The organism is Sphingobacterium sp. UBA865, from assembly GCF_002295765.1.
Taxonomy (GTDB): domain Bacteria; phylum Bacteroidota; class Bacteroidia; order Sphingobacteriales; family Sphingobacteriaceae; genus Sphingobacterium; species Sphingobacterium multivorum.
In genome coordinates, this window is record NZ_DBGB01000010.1 from 46079 (window position 1) to 69227 (window position 23149).

Consider the following 23149-nt stretch of genomic DNA (forward strand, 5'->3'; position numbering starts at 1 on the left):
AGCCCACTATGGATCTTTGCTGATTTTTAGCAATCTTTAGTGGGCTTTTCGCTATTTAAGCATCGGCGCCAAAGGTGAGTAGATTGCTGTCGGGATCTAAAATCGAAAACTCCCGCTGACCCCAGGGCTTAATCTCAAGTTTGCCATTGGGGTGAATCTCAACGTGATTTTCTTGAAAAGACTGATACAGACAATCAATGTCGTCTGTGCGTATATAAACCATACCATAATTTTCTTCTGGTGGAAGTTCTTGGAATTCAAAAAAATGAATTTCAATATGGTCTTTTTTTAGCATCAGGTAACCTTCGTAATCGACTGCTCCACATAATGAAAATCCAAGTTTATGTAGATAAAAATCTTTTGTGATGGTTTTGTTGCGCATGGGCAGTTTGGGATGAATGGCTGTCAGTGTCATCGGTATATAATTATTAAGTCAAGTTTAATTCCTATGAATAACCTCGTTGAAATATAATCATTTATCGTAATATTTTAATGTTCTAATGGGAAGGATTCTTTCATTTTAATAGCGTATCCTTTAATTATTTTGGTTAAAATGCAGTTGTCTGTTATAACCAATTGTTATGACTTATTTGTAATTGTGTCTTTTAAAATAATTGAGAGTTATTCAATTTTGTGCCAAATCAAAGCATCATTGTCATGGACAAAAAAATAAATACGACAATTCGTTATAAGCAGCTGCTCAATCGAAAGGTCTCCGTTCGGGAAATCATTTTTATACTCTTATTTGTATTATGTCTTACCCCATTTGTGTCGGCCCCTCTTGCCTTACTTTTGGGTATTATTGTAGCGCAATGGATTGGCCATCCCTTTCTGGCAGTCAATCACAGGGCAACACAGATTTTGTTACAGATTTCTGTGGTTGGACTTGGATTTGGAATGAATATCGATACAGCTATTCAAACGGGTAAGCAGGGGTTTGTGTTAACCGTTATTTCTATTCTCGGAACATTATCATTGGGCTATCTATTGGGTAGGTTACTCAAATTGGAAAAGGTGACCGCTTATTTGATTTCTGTCGGCACTGCCATTTGTGGAGGAAGTGCCATTGCTGCGGTTTCACCGACGATAAAAGCCAATGAAAAGCAAGTAAGTGTGGCTTTAGTGACCATATTTGTACTTAATGCCATTGCTTTATTTGTATTTCCTGTCGTCGGTCATTTGCTTGATCTCAGCCAGACGCAATTTGGTTTATGGTGTGCGGTTGCCATACAGGATACCAGTTCTGTCGTTGGTGCGGCAAGTAAGTACGGTAATGAAGCACTACAGGTTGCGACAACCGTAAAATTGACCAGAGCGTTATGGATTATTCCAATTGCCTGTTTGAGTGCTGTAGCATTCAAAACCAAAGGGACAAGAATTAAAATACCGTATTTTATTGGTCTCTTTGTATTGGCGGTTATCTTAACAAGTTATATCCCTTTTTTTCAGTATATAGGAGGCTATGTGGTTTCTATTTCAAAGATGGGGCTTACCTTAACGTTGTTTTTAATTGGAGCAAGTTTGTCGAGGGAGGTCTTGTTGGCAGTAGGTTTTAAAGCAATACTACAGGGGGTAGTGCTGTGGTTGGGATTATCAATACCAGTACTCATCTATATCTATTTTTGTCTCTTGGGATTTAACGTATACCGCAGCATTATCATATCTTTCAACAACTGGCCATTTTCATAAATAGGCAGCTCATAATTTTCAATGAAAAAATCTTTACGGATGGCGTATTTAACAAAGCCATTTCGTTCATAAAAGCGAATTTGGGCCAGGCCACAATCTGCAGTACCTACAATCAGGTTCGGGTATTGCCGGTAGTTTTTCTTGATAAAATCAAGTAGTTGACTTCCGAGCCCCATGCCTTGATACGCTGGTGATACGGCAATGTTTTTAATCTCTAATGTCTCTGTATTGACGGGATATAAACAGAAAACAGCGATCGGTTTTACCGTTTCATAGACAACATAAACTAGCGATTCATAGAGGTATTTGTCAATTGCATGAATGGTTTCGTCTGCTAAAAGCAACAAATCATAAGGATATTCCTTATGATTTGTAACAAGTTTTATTTGAAAGCTATTGCGCATGTATAAGAATTCGCTAATGGCCTATAGTCTAAGATGGGAATTAATTGAAATGATATAAGAAGATCACATCACCCACGTACGCCGGTTTTGCACTATCTTTGATTTTCAATGTAGCTTCGATGGTAACTTTGACAACCCCTCTCAAATTGACAACCGATTTTACTTGTGTATGGAGCTGTACAGCATTGTCAACCAAAACGGGTTGTGCAAAACGTAGGTTTTCAATCCCATAATTGATTTCCATTTTGACATTTCTTACTTCAGCAATTTGTTTCCATAAATAAGGAATGAGGGACAAGGTCAGATAGCCATGAGCAATAGTCGATTTGAAAGGACTATCAGTTTTGGCCTTTTCACTATCTAAATGAATCCATTGGTGGTCAAGGGTTGCATCCGCAAATTGATTAATTTGTTTTTGATCAATAACATGCCATTGGGATTCGCCTAATGATTTTCCTTCAAAGGCTTTGTACTCTTCATAATTGTTAATTATTGTCATATGTAATCTTTTTATCGCGTTTTGTTGGTATCGTTCTCCGCTTTCTATGAAGAAGGGGGAGACGAATTAGTGGCTAAATATAACTATACTTTTAAGAATCCTAAGCATATCCTTTATTTAAAAGATGATCGCATGAAAAGACAAGCTAAGCTCAATCGTCATTCATGCGATTGCCCGAGCTGTGTCGTTGCATAGGTGTTTTCAACGTAGGATCTGAAATTTTCGAGAATGGCCTTCCATCCATCACGTTGCAAATCAATAGGATTTTCCGTTTCTGCATCAAAAATTATCGTGATATCCGTAGCAGACTTTTTTGCATTGAAGTTGATTTCAACATGACGACCATCAGGCATAACATAGGCTATTTTTTTAAAGGGTTCAAGCGCGGTATAGCTGCCTTCAAAATCAAAGCCCATAGATCCATCTTTTGCCTCCATTCGGTTTTTGAACTTTCCGCCAATACGTAAGTCATTGATCGAACTTGTACAGTGCCAGTCATCTGAAGCATGATTCCATTGCATGATATCCTCGGCCGAGTTATAGGCATTCCAGATCGTTTCTACGCGTACGTTGATATGGGTTTCAATCTTTATCCGTTCCATATAATGTTATGATGTTTTCTAAGTTAATAACAGGAAAATTTGTGTTTTGTTATATCTATTGCCAGATAATTATCAATATATAATAAAAAGTGTAAAGTTGAAACTTATTTTAACGCAACCAAATGGTTTTGATGGAGTTTTGTTAACTTTAAGCTATTTAATACTTAAATCCGATTTATATGTCTTCCAAATTGCTTGTTATCTTCTTTTTTCTGCTTTCACCGAGTTTGATGTTTGCGCAGCACTATAAAACGACAACCGACGTTGCCTATTGTAGACCAGATGAACCAGATTCTTATAAGAAAGAACGTTGTAAATTGGATATCTATATCCCGACTGATCGTAAAAATTTTGCTACCATCGTATGGTTTCATGGCGGCGGACTAGAGGAGGGAAATAAATTTATTCCACTTGAACTTAAAGAGAAAGGTGTAGCGGTTATAGCAGTCAATTATAGGCTAAGCCCCAGAGCGAAAGCGCCGAGCTATATCGAAGATGCTGCTGAGGCTGTTGCATGGACATTTTCACATATTGCAAACTATGGCGGAGATCCTTCAAAAATTTATGTGTCAGGACATTCAGCAGGCGGATATTTGGCTTTAATGGTTGGTTTGGATAAGCATTACCTGCAAAAATTTGGTGTTGATGCAAATAATATAAAAGGGCTGGCACCGATTAGTGGGCAAACAAATACGCATTACACGATTAAAAAGGAACGTGGGCAATCCATGGTGATCCCCCAGATTGATCATTTTGCACCGCTTTCGTTCGCACGGAAAGATGCACCGCCAATTCTCCTGATCACTGGGGACCAACAATTGGAAATGGCGGCACGGTTTGAAGAAAACGCCCATTTGGCAGCGGTCTTAAAACAGGTAGGGCATACCAGAACCTCGTTGTATCAGCTACAGGGGTTTGATCATGGGGGAGTGTATGCGCCTGGTTGCCTGTTGATACTGAACTGGATCAAAGGACTCGAAAAGTAGTTTTTATGCGGCCAGGCCGAGAATCGGAAATACAGCAAATCAAAATATTATAAATAAAATAAAAAATATTACAATTGTACATTTGAAAATTCTACCGAAATTTACCTCCAAAGTAGCACATCTCTACTTTTTCAAATTAATCCGTTATGTGGGCAAAACGTAATATCGTATTTATAATCTGTATGCTGGGGCTTTTTTTAGCACCGTATAGGTTATTTGCCTGCCACGAACCGTCCGAAAAGCCAAAACAGGAAGAAAAATCATGTTGCCTTGATGAAAAACAACAGGTAAAGGACGTCGAAACAGCAGATTGTTGTAAAGATGAAAGAGCTGAATCACCAAAGTCAGATCATCATGCGGATGACTGTGGTAAACATTGTGGCGAAAAATCATGCCGTACCTCTCTGCAATGTAATCCTATTGTTTCAGTGATCGAAGCTCAGCTTATTTTACCCTTATATGCTGATGTATCAAGCGCTTATGCGCGCTATAAACAGCCTTATTGCGCTGATGCCTATTTTTCCATTTGGCAACCTCCTCAGATCGCTTAGTGTTAGACTGATAGCCCATGCTATGTCTTTTTGGATCGGTTTCTCTATCCAAAGCCCCGTTTTATTTTAGCTTATGAAAATCCCTTTGGATCTATCGGATTCAATACGCAAATACAGTAAATCGCTGTAGAAGGGTTTTTCGTCGGTATTCTTTTATATACTACATATGATAATCATGAGATTAATGTCATTACTTGGTTTGGTAATCCCTGTATTACTATCCACCCAACATACACATGCACAAATTAAAAATGCAAAGACAGCGACAGTAAAGATTTTTGGAAATACACCGGCTGTTAAAACGATCATTGAAAAAGAAGGTCGGGACGGACAATTTGCGAAAGTTGACTGGAATCAGGCAACCAAACTGGCGGTTGTTACCTACGACTCGTCAAAAACAAGCGCGGATGAGGTTCTTAAGCGCATTGCATTGGCAGGGTTCGACAATGAAAAATTTCTGGCTCCAGATGATGCTTATGTTCAATTGGCAAAAGCTGAACAATATGAACGAGTCCTAAAACCAGCATTAAAAAATGATACTGAACAGCAGGTCGATCATACGAATCATCGTCAGGGCGTACAAACAACAATTCAGCCTTCGGTGAACTCAAAAGCAGCTGATGAAAAGACCGCATTTGCACTGTTGGCAAGTTCTTACTTTGCGCTAAAGGATGCATTGGTGAAGACAGATGCGGTGGCGGCAGCGGCTCATGCCGAGGCATTTCAAGCAGCAGTCAAAGCTGTCGATATGAATAAACTTAGCCACGATGAACATACCGTATGGATGAAGGTGATGAATAAGCTGGCAAGCGATGCGACAGGTATAACTAAAAATAAAGATGTTGCTAAGCAACGTGTGGCTTTTGCATCTCTTTCAAATGCGTTGTATGAGCTGCTGAAGGTGAGTAAATTGGACGGACCTATTTATTATCAGCATTGCCCTATGTTTAGTGAAGGCAAGGGAGCGCATTGGCTAAGTAAGGAGAATGCCGTGAAAAACCCGTTCTTTGGTGCGCAAATGATTAGTTGTGGAAGTACAGTAGAAACGTTAAACTAATCGCCGGTGTTATGAATTATTTCCTAGCGATCCTATCGGTTGTTGTATTGTCTTTAACGGCCTGTAGCGGTTCACAAACAAATACCAAAGCTGAAGATCAAATAGCTTCGACTGATCCGGCGATTAGTTTGCCTGTACAGTCAGTTCAATATAAAGTGGGTGATCTCGTCCCTACAGCACAAGTTTGCATGGTGAATGATGCTTTTATGGGGAAAAAACAATTGCTGGTCAGATACGAGGGTAAGGATTATTATGGTTGCTGTGAAATGTGTAAAAAGCGCATACCGCAAGAAGCTGCGGTACGTGTAGCCATCGATCCTTTTTCAAAAAAAGAAGTGGATAAGGCGACGGCTTCCATTGCAATTACCGGCGATCAAGGGGAAGTTTCCTATTTTGAAAACGAAACAAACTATCGAAATTATATTAAAAATCTAAACCTATAAATTCACGTAATTATGAAAAAGTTTATGCTAATTGTGGCGATCGCATTGATATTCGTTGCATGCAACAATTCAACATCGAAAAATACACATGCAGATCATACGGTCCCTGTTGCTGCGGATACCGCAACGACGAATGTCGACAAAAGCAAAGGCGATAGCGCTTTGACTAAAGAGGCTGCCAGAGTAAATAATACAGCTGCAAAAATAGAACCATCGGCGGGGAAAGTTGATGTAACAGCAGCTAGCAATCCTTTTGCAGGCTTATACAGCGCCTATTTCGCGCTGAAAGATGCATTGGTTAAGGATAATGGCGCGGCTGCACAGACAGCAGCGAAAGGAATACAGGCTGCCATTGCAAAACTTAATAACGAGCAATTAGATGCTGTTCAAGGAAAACTTTGGAAGGAATACCAACGGAAATTGGCTTTCGATACAGAGCATATTGCTGGGATCACGGAAAATGAACATCAGCGAGAGCACTTTGTGACCCTTTCCAAAAATATGTATGTGTTGATGAAATCTGTCAAACCTGAAGCTCCAGTCTATTATCAGCATTGTCCGATGTATCGTGATGGAAAAGGAGCCAATTGGTTGAGTACACAAAAGAAAATTGAAAATCCTTATTTAGGTCAATCAATGACCACCTGTGGATCTATCGTAGAAACAATACAATAATACAATGAAAAGCTTATTCGAAGGACTGCCCAGCTTACACCCGCTATTGGTACATTTTCCGATTGTGCTCTTGCTGATGGCCTTGATTAGTCATATAGGTGCCTTATTGTTAAAAAAACATCGACGTACTTTCACTGTGCTGACTTTCGGATTGTTATTACTGGGAACACTTGGAGCTCTTGCTGCAATTCAGACCGCAACCCATATTTCAGGCGATGCAGATGAAAAGGCCTTCGCGCTTTTTGAGATCCATCAACGTTTTGCCTGGATCAGCTTTTGGATTGCAAGTAGCACTACAGTCCTGCATTTTGTTGGATTGCGAAAAGATACAGGTGCTTGGATAAACTATTTGATATTGATTTTGTTGATCAGTTTATCGGTGACACTATTTATCACAGGGCATCACGGTGCTAGACTGGTCTACCAATATGGCGTAGGACCGATGGGAAATGGAATACTAATGAATTAAATGAATGAACATGTATAAAAAGAGTAATATATTAACGGTTGTCTTACTATTGATGACACAACTGACAGTGCTGGCCCAGAAGGTGGTTCGTCATGACCTTTATGTACGGGATACCATTGTCAATTATGCCGGCAAATCAAAACGGGCAATAGCTGTAAACGGACAGATTCCAATGCCGACCCTGACTTTTACTGAAGGAGATACGGCGGAAATTGTTGTTCACAATGAGTTAAAGGAAAGTACTTCGCTGCACTGGCACGGTATTTTTCTGCCGAACAAAGAAGACGGTGTGCCACACCTGACGCAGGAACCTATAAAGCCGAATTCGACTTATACCTATCGTTTTCCGATAATTCAACACGGTACACATTGGTATCACTCGCATTCGGGCCTCCAGGAACAGATCGGTATGTATGGTAGCCTTATTCTCAACAAGCGTGCAGATGATAAGACTTTCCGAAAAGGAATTGATGATTTACCCACGATTCCGGTCATATTAAGTGAATGGACAAATTATAACCCCGATAACATTCAGCGAATGCTACACACGGCCAACGATTGGGCCGCGATAAAAAAAGGGTCTACACAATCGTACGTCGAAGCAATTAAAGAAGGGAAGTTTAAGACGAAAGTCACGAATGAATGGAAACGTCAGCTGGCGATGGATGTCAGTGATGTCTATTATGATAAGGTGTTGATGAACGGGGCTCATTCCACGGATTTAAAGTCGGTGAATGGTAAAGCTTTGAAAGCAGGAGATAAAGTGCGTTTACGAATTTCCAATGGCGGTGCTTCGTCTTATTTTTGGCTGCGCTATGCAGGTGGCAAAATTACCGTTGTTGCCAATGATGGGAATGATGTGGTTCCGGTGGAGGTCGATCGATTAATGATTGCGGTATCGGAGACTTATGATGTCGTTGTAACCATACCAAATGAAGGTACAGCTTACGAATTCATGGCAACAACAGAAGATCGAACACAATCTGCCAGTTATTTTGTCGGAAATGGTATTAAACAATTGATTTCCCCGCTTCCCCGCCTTAAATATTTTGAGGGCATGAAGATGATGAACGATATGATGAAGATGAATGGTGATCTCAATGATATGGGCATGAAGATGAGCCTGAACCAGATGGATATGAATGTGGTGATGTATCCCGAAATCACAGGTGATGGAAAGAAAAAAGAAGATCACAGTAAACATAGCGGTATGAATCATGGACAAATGAACATGGACGAAGATCCCAATCGTTATAATGCCAATGCATTAGGCGATATTGTCACGCTCAACTATGCGATGCTGGAGTCTCCTCAAGCTACTGAACTACCTAAAGAAGCGCCGATACGAGATCTCAAATTTACCCTTACGGGAAATATGAGCCGTTATGTATGGAGCATGGACAATAAAATTCTTTCTGAAACGGATAAGATACCTGTAAAAAAGGGCGAGGTATTGCGCATTACCATCTATAATAACTCAATGATGCGTCATCCAATACATCTGCATGGCTTTGACTTTAGATTGTTAAATGGAAAAGGATCAAAAGCGCCGTTGAAAAATGTGGTGGATATCATGCCCATGGAGACGGATACGATCGAATTCTTAGCGAATGAAGAAGGAGACTGGTTTTTTCATTGCCATATCCTGTATCATATGATGGCGGGGATGAACCGGGTTTTTGCTGTGGACGATTATAAAAATCCCTATCTTCCAGATAAAGCTAAAGCCTATAAGGAGCTGCAGATGGAAAGTAATATGACTCATTTCATGGCGCAAAATGATTTCGCTACCAATGGAAATGACGGTCAGGCAATGTTTCAGAATGCACGCTGGCAGCTTGGTTCAGAATGGCGTTTGGGGTATAATGATATGCACGGTTATGAAGTGGAAACCCACTTGGGTAGATACTTTGGGAAGATGCAATGGTTTATGCCATTTGTAGGTTTTGATTATCGTTATCGTCGAATGGGTGAGGATGAACATGAGAAAAATATTTTTGGACAGGCCAATAAAAAAGATAGTCGCAAAGCTTTAAGTATGGGTTTTATGTATACTTTACCCATGTTGGTCAATTTTCAGGCAGAGGTGTATCACGATGGAATTGTGCGATTGCAGCTTATGCGTGAGGATATCCCGATCGCTAGAAGGATCCGTGGCGATTTTATGATCAACTCAGACCTTGAATATATGGCTGGACTAAATTATGTCATCACCAAAAATATGGCTTTTAGAACACATTATGATAGCGATATGGGCTTTGGTGTGGGCTTGTCATTAAATTATTAAAAACGTAGATTTTATATTGGATTTTTAAAGGGGGCTTTGCATCGCAAAGCCCCTTTTTTTTGTGCTATAAAAAGAGTGGATAAGTGGCGTACTGTTTATGAAATAATCCTGATTTTATTGGTAGATTATTGGGAGATAAATCGGACTTTAGCCGCGTTCATCCGAATGAGGTCCCTATAAGGTCCGAATAAGGTCCCTATAAACTCCCTATTATTGAATATAAAAATAACTTGTTATGTAAGCCTTGTCTACAATGTATTTTCATGTTTTGCCCTTCGGGTTATCGCTAGCTTAGTGCTTTCCCCGCTAGCGTATTCCTTTCTCCGCTACTCTGCCTATAAAAGGAAGATAGATCAATTCTTATTGGGGGATGGCGAATCTGGTTTTGGTAGATGGAAAGAAAGAAAAACGCCAGAAAAGGTTTATTCCTGGCGTTTTATACTAGTGTGAATTTTATGACGACTAAAGTTTTTGATCGCTTAAATCATCCATTTAAATATGCTGGCTCCCCAAGAGAAACCTGCACCAAAGGCGGTTAACATGACTAAATCACCGGTATTTAATTTTTTAATATTCTGCCAGATACACAACGGGATCGTGGCAGCAATGGTATTTCCTAGGTATTCGATATTACTTAATGCTCTGTCTTCTGGTATATTCAGACTACGCCCAACGGCATCAATGATGCGCTGATTAGCCTGATGTGGAATTAACCAGTTGATATCTTCAATCTGTAGGTTGTTGCGTTGTAAAACCGTATTACAGGCGTCGCTCATAGACTGAACAGCATGTCTAAATACAGTTTTGCCATCTTGTTTCAGGAATCTGTTGTCGTTGACAGGAAGATTACTGTCGATTGGATACAAAGAACCGCCGGCTTCGATTTTTAAGAATTCTTTTCCCGCGCCATTGCTACATAGATAGGCATCCATAATTCCACCTTCCAAAGATGGCTCAAGCCATATCACACCAGCGCCATCACCAAAAAGAATATTGGTCGAACGATCTTTTAAATCGACATAAGTACTGATGTTGTCAGCACCTACTACGAGTACATTTTTATAACGGCCTGTCTCAACGAGAGCTGAAGCCATGTCTAAGGCATATAAAAACCCAGAGCAAGCAGCGTTGACATCAAAAGCCCAAACATTGGTAAGACCTAATTTTTCTAAAATGATATTTGCTGTTGCCGGCATTGGCATATCGGGTGTAGAAGTCGCTACAATTAACGCATCTACATCGTTCAGATTTTTATGATATTGTGTTGCCAAATCTTGTATAGCTTTTACAGCCATGTCTGATGTGGCAAGATTTTCTTCTAAAATTCTCCGCTCCTTAATACCTGTACGTTTGATAATCCATTCATCGGATGTATCGCAAAACTGCTCCAAATCTGTATTTGATCTCTTATTCGGTGGAATATATCCGCCAATACCAGTAATTGCTGCATACGGTCTGCTGGGTATTCTCTCAGTCATAAATTAATGTACTCTATTCTCTCTCTTATTATAGCTATCCTATTAGGAATGACTCGTGTGTTTTTTGCGCCGTAAAACTACGGTTAATTTATGCGATTAATAAGCGAAAAAAATGATTTATGGCAAAAAATTACGTTTTGCCAACACTTTTAACTGTTTTTTACATATTGTCTATACTAATCTTTTAATCGGTCTTTATGATGCGGAATTAAATATTGAATGCGCCTGTTTTTACGAAATATTAATCTAACTATGTTCGTCCAATTCGCAAAATAGTCTAGTTGCTTTTTGTGTTTCAAATCATCGGAAGGAGCGTTTCGCCTGTTCCAAAAGTTCAGCTAAAATGATGATTCCTTCCTCGATCAATTCCTCAGATAAGGATCCATAACCAAGTCGTATTCCACCAAAAATATTTTCTCTGCTGTAGTTTTCGGGATGCGGTATATGGACTGATCTTTCCCTTAATTTTTGGGATAAAAATGCCCAGTCGATCTGATGTTTAAATGATAGCCAAACCGCCAATCCTCCTTGTGGAGAAGTATAGCTCACATGATCCTGCAGATATTTGTCTACTTGGGCGATCATGAAATCACGTTTCTTTTTGTAAAGCAGCGTTGCTTTTCGGATATGTCTACGAATTGTTCCATCCTGAATGAGTTCCAGGACAGCTTGCTCCATAATATTGTCACCTTGTATATCGATGATGTAGCGAAGTTCGGTAACCTGCTGGAGTAGCTGCTCGTTTCTTGTCGCCAGATAACCGATACGGAGTGCTGGTGCAACAACTTTGCTGAGTGTACCAATGTAAACAGTATTGATCAGTTCCTGCTGTGAAGCGAGTGGGTAATAGGGCGCTTGTTCAAAATGAAATTCGTAATCGTAATCATCCTCAATGATCGTGAAGTTATGTTGGTTGGATAATGCTATTAATTGTGATCGCCGTTCTTTGCTTAAGGTCACAGTGGTTGGATATTGTCGATGTGGAGTAAGATACAGTGCCCTAATATTGCTTTTTTTCAATAAATGTGGGAGAAGTTCATCAACGATAAGACCATCGGTATCGACAGGGATAGGAATCAATCGCGCACCAGCTTTTTCAAAGATTTTCCAGGCTGAATGGTATCCAGGGGACTCCACAAAGATATAATCATCGTGCCGTAATAGGCATTGGGCGACCAGGTACATGGCCATTTGACTTCCACGACTGATGCATAGGTTATTTTTATCAATGTGCATGTTGCGCTCGATGTTGAGCATATTGGCGATTTCTTCCCGAAAATCAAGATGTCCTCGGGGATCGGCATAGCCCATCATTTTCCAACGTGCGCTGCGTTTAAAAATTTGACGATAGGCCCGTCCGAGCTGTTCTATCGGGGCAATCTTGCTGTCTGGATTACCATCATCGAATATAATACGTGTGGGGGCTTGATGATCAGATAATTCGATCTTTTGTGCAACATATAGGTTAGAGCCATAAGGTAATTGAGCCGCTACAAATATACCTCTACGTGCCTGACTAACCAGCCAGCCTTCGCTCAACAGCAACTGTATGGCATCAATTACCGTGTTTCGGTTTAATTTTAGTTGGGCTGCAAGAGATCTGCTACTGGGTAAGGCCGTTCCTTTCGCCAATCGACCAGATTGTATATCAGCAGCAATGTTATCCGCTATTTGGATGTAAATCGCTTTTGAAGAGGATCTGTCAATATCTATCGTTAAATTCCAAGGTCTAAGCATGAGGCTATTGTATCGGGTAATTGTTCAAATATACAATTGTTCTGCAGGATTAAAATACATCGGATAGATGATGCATGATCAGTGCTGCGCTATTCTATTTAAGATGAGTTATTTTGTTTATTGTACGTGACGGCTGGACTAGGAATAAATAACCATCTTGGACTAGGAATGAAAGGAGATTTAAGTTGATTTTTGAGTTTTACTAATCGAAGTCATTCATGAAACCATTTCCCGTTTTTGAGAAAGTTGATATTGCGATCGAACGAGCCCTTGGTTGCTTTGTTTATGATAAACAGCAGCAGGCCTATTTAGATCTATATGGTGGTCATGCCGTTATTTCTGTTGGGCATAGCCATCCGCATGTTGTTGAAGAAACTATACAACAGATGAATAAGATCGGATTTTATTCAAATGCAGTTACAAACGATCTTCAGGATCGTTTGGCCGAGCGCTTGGGCAGTGCCTGTGGTTATCCTACATATGCTGTTTTTTACAGTAATTCGGGGGCCGAAGCAAATGAAAATGCACTGAAGTTAGCTTCGTTCCATACGGGAAGGAGGAAAGTATTGGCGATGTCAAATGCGTTTCATGGGAGAACCTCAGCCGCGGTTTCGGCAACGGATATCCGGTCGATTCGTGCACCATTAAATGACAGTGAACAATTTGTCTTTACACCCTTTAACGAGATCTCCAGTTTGAAAAAACAATTGGAAACCGAAGAATACTGCGCTGTAATCATTGAACCTATTCAAGGTGTCGGGGGGATTCATCGGGCAAGTCCTAGTTTCTTACAGGAAGTAAGAGCAATCTGCACGAAAACTGGGACTATGCTTATTTTGGATGAAATTCAATGCGGGTATGGGCGCACGGGACGTTTCTTTGCACATCAGCATGCTGGGATAGAAGCCGATTTAATTACGGTGGCCAAAGGGATTGCAAATGGCCTCCCGATGGGGGCGACAATTATTTCGCCTAAAATAAAGCCGGTCACGGGGCAATTGGGCACTACTTTTGGCGGTAGTCATGTGGTTTGCGCGGCGGCACTGGCTGTACTTGATGTCATCCAAATAGAGCAATTGATTGATAATGCCGCAGCTGTAGGTGAATTTCTGTTGAGAGAATTAAGAAAAATTCATGGCGTAAGTGAAGTGAGGGGGCAAGGATTGATGATTGGCGTAGAGTTTGAAAACGATATTCAACACCTACGGGAAGAACTTTTGTTTTCTGAAAAGATTTTTACAGGATATGCAGGACGCTATACCCTCCGCCTATTACCGCCGCTCTGTTTCACCATGAATCACGCGGAGACATTTTTGAAGAGTCTACGGAAGCTTGTGCATAAAGAGAAACTAGCCGATGATGTTTCGGTATATTGATTGGACCCGCTGTATTGATTTTTTGCGAAGTTTTAACGAAGGATTCTCCAGATGAGCTGTTGCGCTTTGATAAATGTTGTAAAAGAAGTAATTTCACATCTAGCGTATTTAATCAGTAATAGCGTATAATGGATTTCAAGACAACAAAAAAATATTTGCCTACAGCGGGTTTAGTGAGTATTAAGGAAGATAAATTATTATTGGCGTATAGCAACAATAGAAAGGCATGGTATCTGCCAGGTGGGAAGATTGATGCAGGGGAGGAAGCCCTGCAGTCCCTACGTCGCGAGATTTTGGAGGAGTTGAATATCAATCTGGATCCGGATAAAATCTCGTATTATTGCCATGTAACAGCTCCGGCGTACGGGCTTGTGCCAGAGGTTATCATGGAACAGGATTGTTTTCTGTACCCATTAACAGAGCAGATCGAACCCAGTAATGAGATTGGCGCCGTTCGTTATTTTTCACACCAAGAGTACCAGAAAGAACCTATCCAGGTCATTGGCGTTTTGCATGTGTTTGACAAGTTGAAGGCTGACGGATTGATTTAAAAAATCCTGTCGCCGCTAGATGCCATAGCCTTCATTGAGGCAGCTGATACCCTTTGTGTCTTTTAAAGGAATAATTTTTTGGCTTTTGGTATCCATTCGCCATGCCTTGACGATTTTGTCGAAATATTCTTTGCTTTCATCGACCCGGCTAATGGCTATAATTTCGCTGTCTGGTTTGTCACCTTGCTTGCAGTTGCATAAGCTGAGTTGCTCGTTGGACTTCAGTTTTTGAATATTGATGGTATCCAAAATCTTATATTTGACTTTACCTTTGCTATCATCGGGTAACAATTCCTCTAAAATACAAACACCATTTTTGGCATTTGTAAAATAGCCGGCAGCAAAGCGAAAGTCTCCTTGGGTATTCTTGTCGGTTTCAATAAGTGCACCAGTTGTATATGTATAAGATTTTAATTCAGCAATTTCATTGATCTCACGGAATACTTTCCCATATAAGGGATTTTTCTGGTCGTTAACGGTCTTGAAACTGGACCAACTGCAAATGGATAGCATTGCAATGGGTATAATTAGTATATATCTCATGGTTTTCAAAAATTAAAAACGTTGTTTAAGTTAACAAATCTTTCTGTTATATTAAACAACGTTTTTACTGCAGCACTATTGTGTTGACAGACTTTACTAGAACTTATTGCGAGTTTATTTAGCCTGTGATTCTTGCGTCTTTTGAGATTCTTTATATACTTTGTTGTCCTCGTCATCCATTTCCATGTCGAGATCTTCTTCTTTGTATTTTCCCATTTTTAAGTGAAAGTTATCTGGAGTGCCCGTAATTCGCATAGGTATCCCAAAGATTCCAAAAGGAGGTAAGCCCAGTCGAAAACCCAGGTTCATCCGCCCATCTAAGGTCACTTGACCTTCAAAACGAGGCCTGAATCCCATCATTTTCATTTTTGTGCGTTCGATGGTCATCACATTATTTTTGATATGGGATTTAATAACAACTTTTTTCACTTCGCCATCTTTCAATTTTTCCTTGGAAGTAGATTGACTAATTCCATTAAGTAACTTGAAGCCTCTGAATTTAATTTGATTCAGTGTTAGGGATCCATCGCCGACGATGGAGGGCATTACTGGTTGCATATTGCCATTCAATAAACCACCCAATTTATAATCCAATGAAACCAGGCCATAAGCATTTTTGGCAGAGCTAACCATTTCTCTGAATAGCGGTATCTCTTTGTAAGCGCGTTGAATATCAAAGCTGTCAGCTTTCACAGCATAATCAAAACTTGCTCTACGTGGATTTAGAGGACGATAGCTTCCGTTCATATCTACTTTCAGTCCCGCTAGTTCAAAGTTTGTCTTATGAAGAATCATCTTACCGTCTTTTACCTGTAGGTCACCTTTGAAGTCTTTGATATTCATTTTATTATATGCTATGGCATTGACGAGCCCCAAGACCTGAACGTCCAAATTTTTAGGCAGAAGAACTACACCACTTTCCGAAGAGCTTGCAGTCGTCGATGTGGCCGGAGAAGCAAAAACCATAAAATCATCCACATTGATTTTCTTGCTGCTGAGTGTAAATTGCCCCTTTAACGGTGCTTGACTACTTGTTGCATAATTAATAATGTTGTTGAGATATCCTTTGATGGAAATATCATTCTTCGCATAGGCTACCAAGAATTTATCGAAATTCATTTTCTCCTGATAAAAACTGAAGTTCCCACTTCTAATTGCAATAGGCTGTGGAAGCATGTCGGACTGAACCTGGATGTTTCCAATACTTAACTGACCACTATTTTGGAGTCGGTTATAATGACCATTGGTGGCATCGCTCTGTAAACCTTTTAAACTGAAATCCGTATAGATAAAACCATCGACATTGGTACCATCTAATGCAAAGAGTTTATAAATAGGGCCGAGATTAAGCTTACCCTTGGATTGTATGCTGTACTTGATATTATTGAAGTTCTTGAGGTCTGCATTCAAGAAAAATGGTTCGCCAGCAAATGTAAATGATACCGGTAGGATTTTGACATTCAGATCTCGAAGTGAGCCTTTTTCGCTATTGACAAAAGCTTCGACCTGAATATTTTCCATCGGGATAGGATAATCATTTGACTTGATCAAGCCATTCTTCATCACGATGGATGTATTGGTTTCGGGAAAAATGTTTCGTTTGAGATCCACATAACCTTTTGCCATAAGGTTGACATCCACCAACCCTGCCAATTCAACTTGTTTAATGGGATAGAAATTTTTGATATCTGCTAAATTAAATGAAGCTTTTAAATCCGAGTTGACCGCAATTTTATTAAAATCTGTTATTGAAATAAAACCCTTTATATAGTTGTTAAGCGCCTGAACAGAAATATCATGGATTGCTATTGATGCACTTTTTAATTGGCCATCGGGATCCTTTGCTTCCAGACGATAAGCAATTTTGTCCAACCCCTGTGGGAGGTTCGCCAATTTGAATTTACCATCGACGAGTGTATTTTTGATATCAAAAGTAGGAATGGATGCAATGTATTCCTGTTCGCGTTTTTGAAGTCCTACCTTACGAATAGCTTTGGCGTATGTTCCGTCGATTTTTGCGTAAAGATTCCATTTTCCACCAAATGAAAAGTCTGGGAATTGTAGGGATTCATTGAGTTTACAGAGATCAAGATCACTTTTTATGTTGGCATGCACGGTTACAGGGTGTAAACCCGCAATGTTGCCCTGTGCATTGAAATAGCCTGAAGCAACTTTAAAGTCAAATTGTTTCAGATCAATTTGTAGTGAGTCTGGATTCAGTGCCGGCAGGTCTATCCGTAATTTTGCATTCCAGTCTGTTAGCGGATTGGTGGATTGTTTATACGCGAGAAAGCCATTGTTGACCATGAGTCCAAGGGAAAGATTAGGCATTTTGTTGTTGTCGACAATATAGTCTCCTTCTAAATTGACAAAAACCTCCGATGTACCTTTCACGGAGAGGTCCTTGATCCAAGAAGCGTAGCTATTTGGGACTAATGAAAGTAATTCGGCCAAGGTGCTTTCCTGTGATTTTAATTTGAAATCCAGGTGATAACCATGGGAGATAAAAGACAACAACCCACGGAAACGAACCGGTAATTGATTTATTTTAATATCATTTCGTTCGAAGCCGAAAGATAAGGTATTGGTATTGATCCGTGTTAGCAAATTGGCATCGATCGACTTTTTGTCCACATACAATTCATTGTCAAAGGAAAATGAAAAGGATGCAATTTTTGCACGTGTGTTCAAGTCAAAGATATTTGACATCAGATCTCCCTTACCCTCATATTCCAGATCTTTTGCCTCTATCTGTAGCGGAATGGAGCGATCTTCATAATGGAGATTTGTTTTTTCAAGTTTAATCAGTTGGAAGGCTAAAGCACTGCTTTCGGAATTGTCTTGTGTTTTTGTAGCATCAGCGGAGCTAGATTTATAAATATTGTAATTGGCATTTCCCAAAGAATCAACCAGGATATTGATCTTCCCGCTGTTAACGATAAACTTGTCGATTACAATTTTAGATTTGAGAAGACTCATAAGGTCCACGCCAAAACTGACTTTTTTTGCAGCGAGCAGCGTGTCGTTTTTGAAAGGTTCGGCCCCTTTTAGTAAGACATCATCCATCGATGCAGTAAGCAAAGGGAATTGATCAAAGAAGGTTAATCTTACTTTGGAATAATTTAATTCACCTGTAATGTGCTCGTTTACGAGCGATTTGACCTTGCTGTTTACTTCATTTTCGAATATATAAGGAATAGATAATATGCTGATAACGAGTAGTACGGCGATGTTTGTAAAAACGATAGCGATACGTTTCACAACTTTTATAAATGTTGCTTTTGACACTTTGGAATTTTTTGTGGTTACAAAAATCAGAAAATTATTATTAATCTCAGTTATGTGATGCATTTATTTTGAAAAGGGCTTGGATTATGTCGTTTTTCATTGACAAGAGGCCGCGTTAAAGCCTTTCTTGCGAAGTGCTTTGCATAGGCTTTTAAAAATTTCATGTATTTTTGCAGCGTGAAATTTCGATTTAAAAATGCCGAACAGAAGAATAGTATCATCCTGACTGCCTGTTTGTTTTTGTTGTTGTTGATTGGGGGGGGCTTGCTCGGTATTATCCATCATAAAGTAGACCTCCTTAAGAAGAGGATACTGATCGATTTTGCAGATGAGAATATGTTGCTTATCAAAAAGCAATTGGAGTTGTTGCAGCAAGATCTATTCCTTTCGGAAAAAAAGATCTTAAATCAGCCCGCCTTTGATCTAAAAGAAAGTGCTGACTCGCTGTTGGTCGTTTTGCCGGTTGGACAAGCGGACTCTGTCAATCAGCGAATGCTTACCTTGTTACGCACACGGACAATAAATCACCGACTATATCACATTTATCTGGATGTAGTAAAATTGAATGCCTATTTCGCGGAACTCAATTTCGGAAGACGAGCTTATTTCGAGATTTACGACGACCGTGGATTATGTGTGTATTCTCCAGATAATCGAAAGTGGGGTAAGCGGGCCAGTACAGCAGTTGCAAAACAAGGACAGATTGTGAAATCTGATTTTCTTCAGCTGGACGTTATGGTCAATTCGTATCCCTGTAACATTCTTTTAGTGGGTGGTGAAATCAAGGTGTATGTCCTGTTGCTGAGTATTGAAGAGGAAATCCAAGAATTGCTAACGTATAGCATCTTGCTTGGTGTGGGCTTGATGTTGGTAGCTATGGTGTTAATCTACTTTAATATCGTGGAGCGTCGCAAGATTCAGCAGCTGAAACTGCAATCCCTGAAGCAAGAGAATGAATATACGCGCATGCAGTTGGTTCAACTGCGGCAGCAGATCAATCCGCATTTTTTATTCAATACATTTGGGTCGCTTCAATACCTGATTGGAAAGGACAATGATCTTGCGAAGTCTTTTATTGGCAAGATGACAAAAGTCTACCGGAAGATGCTCCGCACAGATGAAGCCGAATGGTCATCATTGGGGGAGGAGCTGGAATTGGCCAAAGCCTATTTCTTTTTACAGCAGGTGCGGTTCGGAGCGGCCTTAAGTGATATGGAAATTCTGCTGCCAGCAACATGTTTGGATCGGAAAATTCCACGTTTGGGCCTGCAGATGCTGGTAGAAAATGCGATCAAGCATACCCGTATTTCGATCGAACATCCGCTGAAGATTCAGATCATCTATCTTGTTGAAGAAAACGTGCTGGAAATCCGCAATAACTGGCAGCCCAGACAGGGGGCAGAGCTGGAAGGTGAGGGGTACGGACTTAATTATTTAGCATCCATCTATCGTTATTATGCGATGTCGGGATTCCGGTACGGGATAGAATCGGACTTTTTTTCGGTATACTTACCACTCTCATCCAGTTGAAAATGAAGAATAAAAGATGGTCGGTTTACGTGTTCATGTTTTAGTAGCGCGTGTTCATACCTTTAAACTGCGTGTTCATCGCTTTGCATACTTTTCTGTATAATATTTTTAACAAATTTGGCTCCTAATCTAGAAATATTAGTTCGTGGTTAGCCTAATCCTATCCGATCAAATAGCATAAGTTTTAAGTATAAATGACTTGGAATTGACCTGCTTGGAATAGACAAAATTACTTTCTAATCGTTCTGTAGTAAGCTAAAATTAGCTTATGGATAACACGAGATAATAGCTTGATGATCCGTCATCACTTTTGAAAAACACATGGAGTGCAACGAGCTCAGATATCACCTTTGAAAACAAGGGCTCAAAATATTTATTTGATGAAAAACACTTACACTAAGTTAGCCATAGGTCTTTTATTTTCCGCTGGTCTAATGCAATCTTGTTCATTATTGCAAACAGTAGGCCTGCGAAAAAAAGAAACGGTTACTTCTGCTAAAGATTCTATTGCCAAGAAAGATACGACAGCTGCGTACGACAAATTGTTTAAAGATGCCCGGGTTGATACTGGTATGTTTACGGTAATTCGTAAGGAAAATAATTACTATTTTGAAATTCCATTGAAGAAAATGGGACAGGATATTCTGTTGATACAGAAGCTGTCTTCCGTTCCATTGGCTTTAAATGAGGCTGGGGTAAACAAAGGAATGAATTATGAAAATAAGGTCATCCGGTTTACACTCCGCAAGGAGAAGAAAGAAGTGTGGGTTTCGGAGATCAAACCTCAGGTGGAAGTCCCTAAAGGTGACGCAATAGCCGCTTCGGTATACGATAATTACCGCCCTTCTTATATTGAATCTTTTAAGATTGAAAGTTATTCAAAAGATTCAAGTGCTGTTGTAATCAAAGTCAATAAGGTATTTGATGGTTCAGAAAAGAGTTTTACGGATGTGTTTACTTCCTTGGGTTTGGGAACTTCACCTAAAACCAGTATATCTACAGTTGAAGATATCAAATCCTATGCGAATAATATCGTTGTGAAGTCTGTATTTTCTACCAAGGTGACGGAAGGTAATGAATCTGTACCGGTTTCTTTGGAAATTACAAGTAACCTTTACGAACTGCCTGAAACGCCTATGGTTGCCCGGTTTGCAGATCCAAGGGTTGGTTTCTTTACTTCGCCGCGTTGGTATTTTAACGATAAACAACAAGAACTGGATAAGAAAAATCTGGTCAATCGCTGGCGTTTGGAACCGCGTGACGAAGACAAAGCGCGCTATCTGAAAGGGGAGTTGGTCGAACCCAAAAAACCGATTGTCTTTTATTTGGACCCAGCGACCCCAAAACAATGGCGTCAGGCCATTATTGATGGCGTACATGATTGGCAGGTCGCCTTTGAAGCTGCTGGCTTCAAAAATGCAATTCTGGCCAAACAACAGCCCGATAGTGTCAAATTTGATCCAGACGACGCTAATGTTTCTTCTATTGTATACGCAGCATCTGCTCAAGCTAATGCCATGGGGCCATCTGTTGTTGATCCACGCTCAGGGGAGATATTAGAAGCTGACGTGATTTGGTGGCACAACGTCATGACTATTTTGAACAGTTGGATGCGCATACAGACCGGTATCGTAGATACATCAGTACGTGCTAATGTTTTCTCCGATGAGAAAATGGCACATGCTATTCGTTTTGTGTCGTCCCATGAAATTGGACACACGCTTGGATTGATGCACAATATGGGCTCTTCGGCAAGTTTCCCTGTTGATTCGTTGCGTAGCAAAAGCTTCACCGCTAAAATGGGAGGGACCGCTCCTTCCATTATGGATTACGCACGTTTCAATTATGTGGCGCAACCTGAAGATGGTGTGGAACAGATTACTCCCGTGATCGGTGCTTACGACAAGTACGCCATTGGCTGGGCCTACCGCTGGTATGGCAAAACACAGCCTTGGGATGAAATCCCTTTGCTGAGAAAGGAAATTGATAGCCATGTACATGATCCTATTTATCATTACGGTGAACAGCAAGACTCTAAAAATATCGTTGATCCGCGGGCTCAATCGGAAGATCTTGGTGATGACGCCATGAAGGCTGGCGAATATGGTATGCTGAATCTGCGTCGCATGATGCCTAATATTATCAATTGGACAACCAATGTCGGCGATGATTACTACCGTGCCGGTAAGTTGTATATGGGCGTGGTTGGACAATGGTATGCATATGCTGATCATGTTTTAAATAATATTGGTGGTATTTACCTCGAAAATGCTGTTTTGGGTGATCAAAAAGATGCCTATAGCCCAGTACCAAAAGACAAACAACTACGTGCTTTGGAGTACCTCAAGAAGAATGTCTTTTACATGCCCGAATGGTTGTTCGTTCCGGAGCTGATGGCAAAAACTTTTCCATTGAAAGATTCTCCGATAGGACCATTTGAGTACGCTCCTTATAACTTACAACGTGAATTTCAATACGCTATGTTGTATAAACTGGTCAATGATGAACGTTTGCTGCGTATGGTTGAGATGGAAAATCTTTTCGGAAGTAAGAAAGCATGGAGCGCACCAGAGTTTTTAACTTCTGTACGTCAGACGGTTTTTGCTAAAACCATCAGCGGACAATCGTTGGATCTTAAAACACGGATGCTGCAACAAAACTATGTGGATGTGCTGATGGTCTCTACCAACAAATCGATGGAGAAACTAAATGCGAAGAAACTAGCAGGTATCGAGCAGCTGGTTGAAGCGACGCAACCTGACCTATGTTTACATCCACAACATGCATCCTCTTCAAAAGCTGGACTGCGGAATGTACATGTCACTGGTATGATCCGTACTTCGGATATGCTGACTTATAAACGCGCTGAATTATATGAGATTTACCAGTTGTTGAAACAAAAGCAGCGGACTGGTGATGCGACGACAAAATCGCATTACATGGATCTTTTATTGCGTATTGCAAATACCTTAGAATTAAACTAA

Annotated in this window: 20 protein-coding genes; 12 read left to right on the top strand and 8 right to left on the bottom strand. The window is 40.2% G+C overall.

Going from position 1 to position 23149, the window contains the following annotated elements; translation table 11 throughout:
- Nucleotides 1-55: 55 nt before the first annotated feature.
- Nucleotides 56-415, bottom strand: a complete 360-nt coding sequence (locus B2O97_RS04185; protein WP_046673907.1) for a bleomycin resistance protein — start codon at nucleotides 413-415, stop codon at nucleotides 56-58.
- A 242-nt stretch (nucleotides 416-657) separates the two neighbouring features.
- Here B2O97_RS04185 and B2O97_RS04190 point away from each other — a divergent pair, with 242 nt between their 5' ends.
- The gene (locus tag B2O97_RS04190) at nucleotides 658-1689 is read left to right on the top strand and encodes a YeiH family protein (RefSeq protein ID WP_286766999.1); all 1032 of its coding nucleotides are present in this window, start codon (nucleotides 658-660) and stop codon (nucleotides 1687-1689) included.
- Here B2O97_RS04190 and B2O97_RS04195 read toward each other — a convergent pair.
- The 3 genes from B2O97_RS04195 to B2O97_RS04205 all read right to left on the bottom strand — a co-directional run bounded on the left by B2O97_RS04195 (nucleotide 1617) and on the right by B2O97_RS04205 (nucleotide 3194).
- Entirely contained in the window at nucleotides 1617-2093 is a 477-nt protein-coding gene (locus B2O97_RS04195) for a GNAT family N-acetyltransferase (protein ID WP_286767000.1), read from the bottom strand. The two genes, B2O97_RS04190 and B2O97_RS04195, sit on opposite strands and share 73 nt — an antisense overlap.
- 40 nt (nucleotides 2094-2133) lie before the next feature.
- Nucleotides 2134-2592, bottom strand: coding sequence for a MaoC family dehydratase (locus B2O97_RS04200; protein ID WP_046673910.1), 459 nt, complete (start codon nucleotides 2590-2592; stop codon nucleotides 2134-2136).
- A 158-nt stretch (nucleotides 2593-2750) separates the two neighbouring features.
- Nucleotides 2751-3194, bottom strand: coding sequence for an SRPBCC domain-containing protein (locus B2O97_RS04205; protein WP_286767001.1), 444 nt, complete (start codon nucleotides 3192-3194; stop codon nucleotides 2751-2753).
- A 179-nt stretch (nucleotides 3195-3373) separates the two neighbouring features.
- Between B2O97_RS04205 and B2O97_RS04210 the strand changes: the two genes are divergently transcribed.
- From B2O97_RS04210 to B2O97_RS04240, 7 genes are all read left to right on the top strand, one after another.
- The gene (locus B2O97_RS04210; RefSeq protein ID WP_046673912.1) at nucleotides 3374-4180 is read left to right on the top strand and encodes an alpha/beta hydrolase; all 807 of its coding nucleotides are present in this window, start codon (nucleotides 3374-3376) and stop codon (nucleotides 4178-4180) included.
- Nucleotides 4181-4326: 146 nt separating this feature from the next.
- A complete protein-coding gene (locus B2O97_RS04215) occupies nucleotides 4327-4731 on the top strand; it encodes a hypothetical protein (protein WP_286767002.1) in 405 nt (134 codons plus the stop codon).
- 175 nt (nucleotides 4732-4906) lie between these two features.
- The gene (locus B2O97_RS04220; protein ID WP_286767003.1) at nucleotides 4907-5788 is read left to right on the top strand and encodes a DUF3347 domain-containing protein; all 882 of its coding nucleotides are present in this window, start codon (nucleotides 4907-4909) and stop codon (nucleotides 5786-5788) included.
- Between the two features lie 11 nt (nucleotides 5789-5799).
- Entirely contained in the window at nucleotides 5800-6231 is a 432-nt protein-coding gene (locus B2O97_RS04225; RefSeq protein WP_286752403.1) for a hypothetical protein, read from the top strand.
- A 12-nt stretch (nucleotides 6232-6243) separates the two neighbouring features.
- Nucleotides 6244-6906 carry a DUF3347 domain-containing protein gene (locus B2O97_RS04230; protein ID WP_286767004.1) on the top strand — a complete coding sequence of 221 codons (663 nt, stop codon included), beginning with the start codon at nucleotides 6244-6246 and terminating at the stop codon, nucleotides 6904-6906.
- A gap of 4 nt (nucleotides 6907-6910) precedes the next feature.
- On the top strand, nucleotides 6911-7375 hold the full coding sequence (locus B2O97_RS04235; RefSeq protein ID WP_286767005.1) for a DUF2231 domain-containing protein: 465 nt from the start codon (nucleotides 6911-6913) through the stop codon (nucleotides 7373-7375).
- A gap of 52 nt (nucleotides 7376-7427) precedes the next feature.
- Nucleotides 7428-9662: a multicopper oxidase family protein gene (locus tag B2O97_RS04240; RefSeq protein ID WP_414711301.1), complete on the top strand. Its 2235-nt coding sequence runs from the start codon at nucleotides 7428-7430 to the stop codon at nucleotides 9660-9662.
- A gap of 479 nt (nucleotides 9663-10141) precedes the next feature.
- Here the strand turns inward: B2O97_RS04240 and B2O97_RS04245 are convergent, their stop codons facing one another.
- Together B2O97_RS04245 and B2O97_RS04250 are read right to left on the bottom strand one after the other, a co-directional pair.
- Complete coding sequence (locus tag B2O97_RS04245; protein ID WP_046673918.1) at nucleotides 10142-11140, bottom strand: beta-ketoacyl-ACP synthase III; 999 nt, start codon at nucleotides 11138-11140, stop codon at nucleotides 10142-10144.
- A 300-nt stretch (nucleotides 11141-11440) separates the two neighbouring features.
- Complete coding sequence (locus tag B2O97_RS04250; RefSeq protein ID WP_201639683.1) at nucleotides 11441-12877, bottom strand: PLP-dependent aminotransferase family protein; 1437 nt, start codon at nucleotides 12875-12877, stop codon at nucleotides 11441-11443.
- Nucleotides 12878-13095: 218 nt separating this feature from the next.
- On the opposite strand from B2O97_RS04250, the gene B2O97_RS04255 reads away from it, so the two are divergent.
- Both B2O97_RS04255 and B2O97_RS04260 read left to right on the top strand, forming a co-directional pair.
- A complete protein-coding gene (locus tag B2O97_RS04255) occupies nucleotides 13096-14253 on the top strand; it encodes an aspartate aminotransferase family protein (RefSeq protein ID WP_286767007.1) in 1158 nt (385 codons plus the stop codon).
- 128 nt (nucleotides 14254-14381) lie between these two features.
- On the top strand, nucleotides 14382-14804 hold the full coding sequence (locus B2O97_RS04260) for an NUDIX hydrolase (protein WP_070564777.1): 423 nt from the start codon (nucleotides 14382-14384) through the stop codon (nucleotides 14802-14804).
- Between the two features lie 15 nt (nucleotides 14805-14819).
- Here B2O97_RS04260 and B2O97_RS04265 read toward each other — a convergent pair whose 3' ends face one another.
- Together B2O97_RS04265 and B2O97_RS04270 are read right to left on the bottom strand one after the other, a co-directional pair.
- Nucleotides 14820-15347 carry a hypothetical protein gene (locus B2O97_RS04265; RefSeq protein ID WP_286767008.1) on the bottom strand — a complete coding sequence of 176 codons (528 nt, stop codon included), beginning with the start codon at nucleotides 15345-15347 and terminating at the stop codon, nucleotides 14820-14822.
- Nucleotides 15348-15461: 114 nt separating this feature from the next.
- The gene (locus B2O97_RS04270) at nucleotides 15462-18635 is read right to left on the bottom strand and encodes an AsmA-like C-terminal region-containing protein (RefSeq protein WP_286767009.1); all 3174 of its coding nucleotides are present in this window, start codon (nucleotides 18633-18635) and stop codon (nucleotides 15462-15464) included.
- 162 nt (nucleotides 18636-18797) lie between these two features.
- Here B2O97_RS04270 and B2O97_RS04275 point away from each other — a divergent pair, with 162 nt between their 5' ends.
- Nucleotides 18798-20165, top strand: coding sequence for a sensor histidine kinase (locus B2O97_RS04275; protein WP_286767010.1), 1368 nt, complete (start codon nucleotides 18798-18800; stop codon nucleotides 20163-20165).
- A gap of 380 nt (nucleotides 20166-20545) precedes the next feature.
- Nucleotides 20546-23149, top strand: coding sequence for a zinc-dependent metalloprotease (locus B2O97_RS04280; RefSeq protein ID WP_286752411.1), 2604 nt, complete (start codon nucleotides 20546-20548; stop codon nucleotides 23147-23149).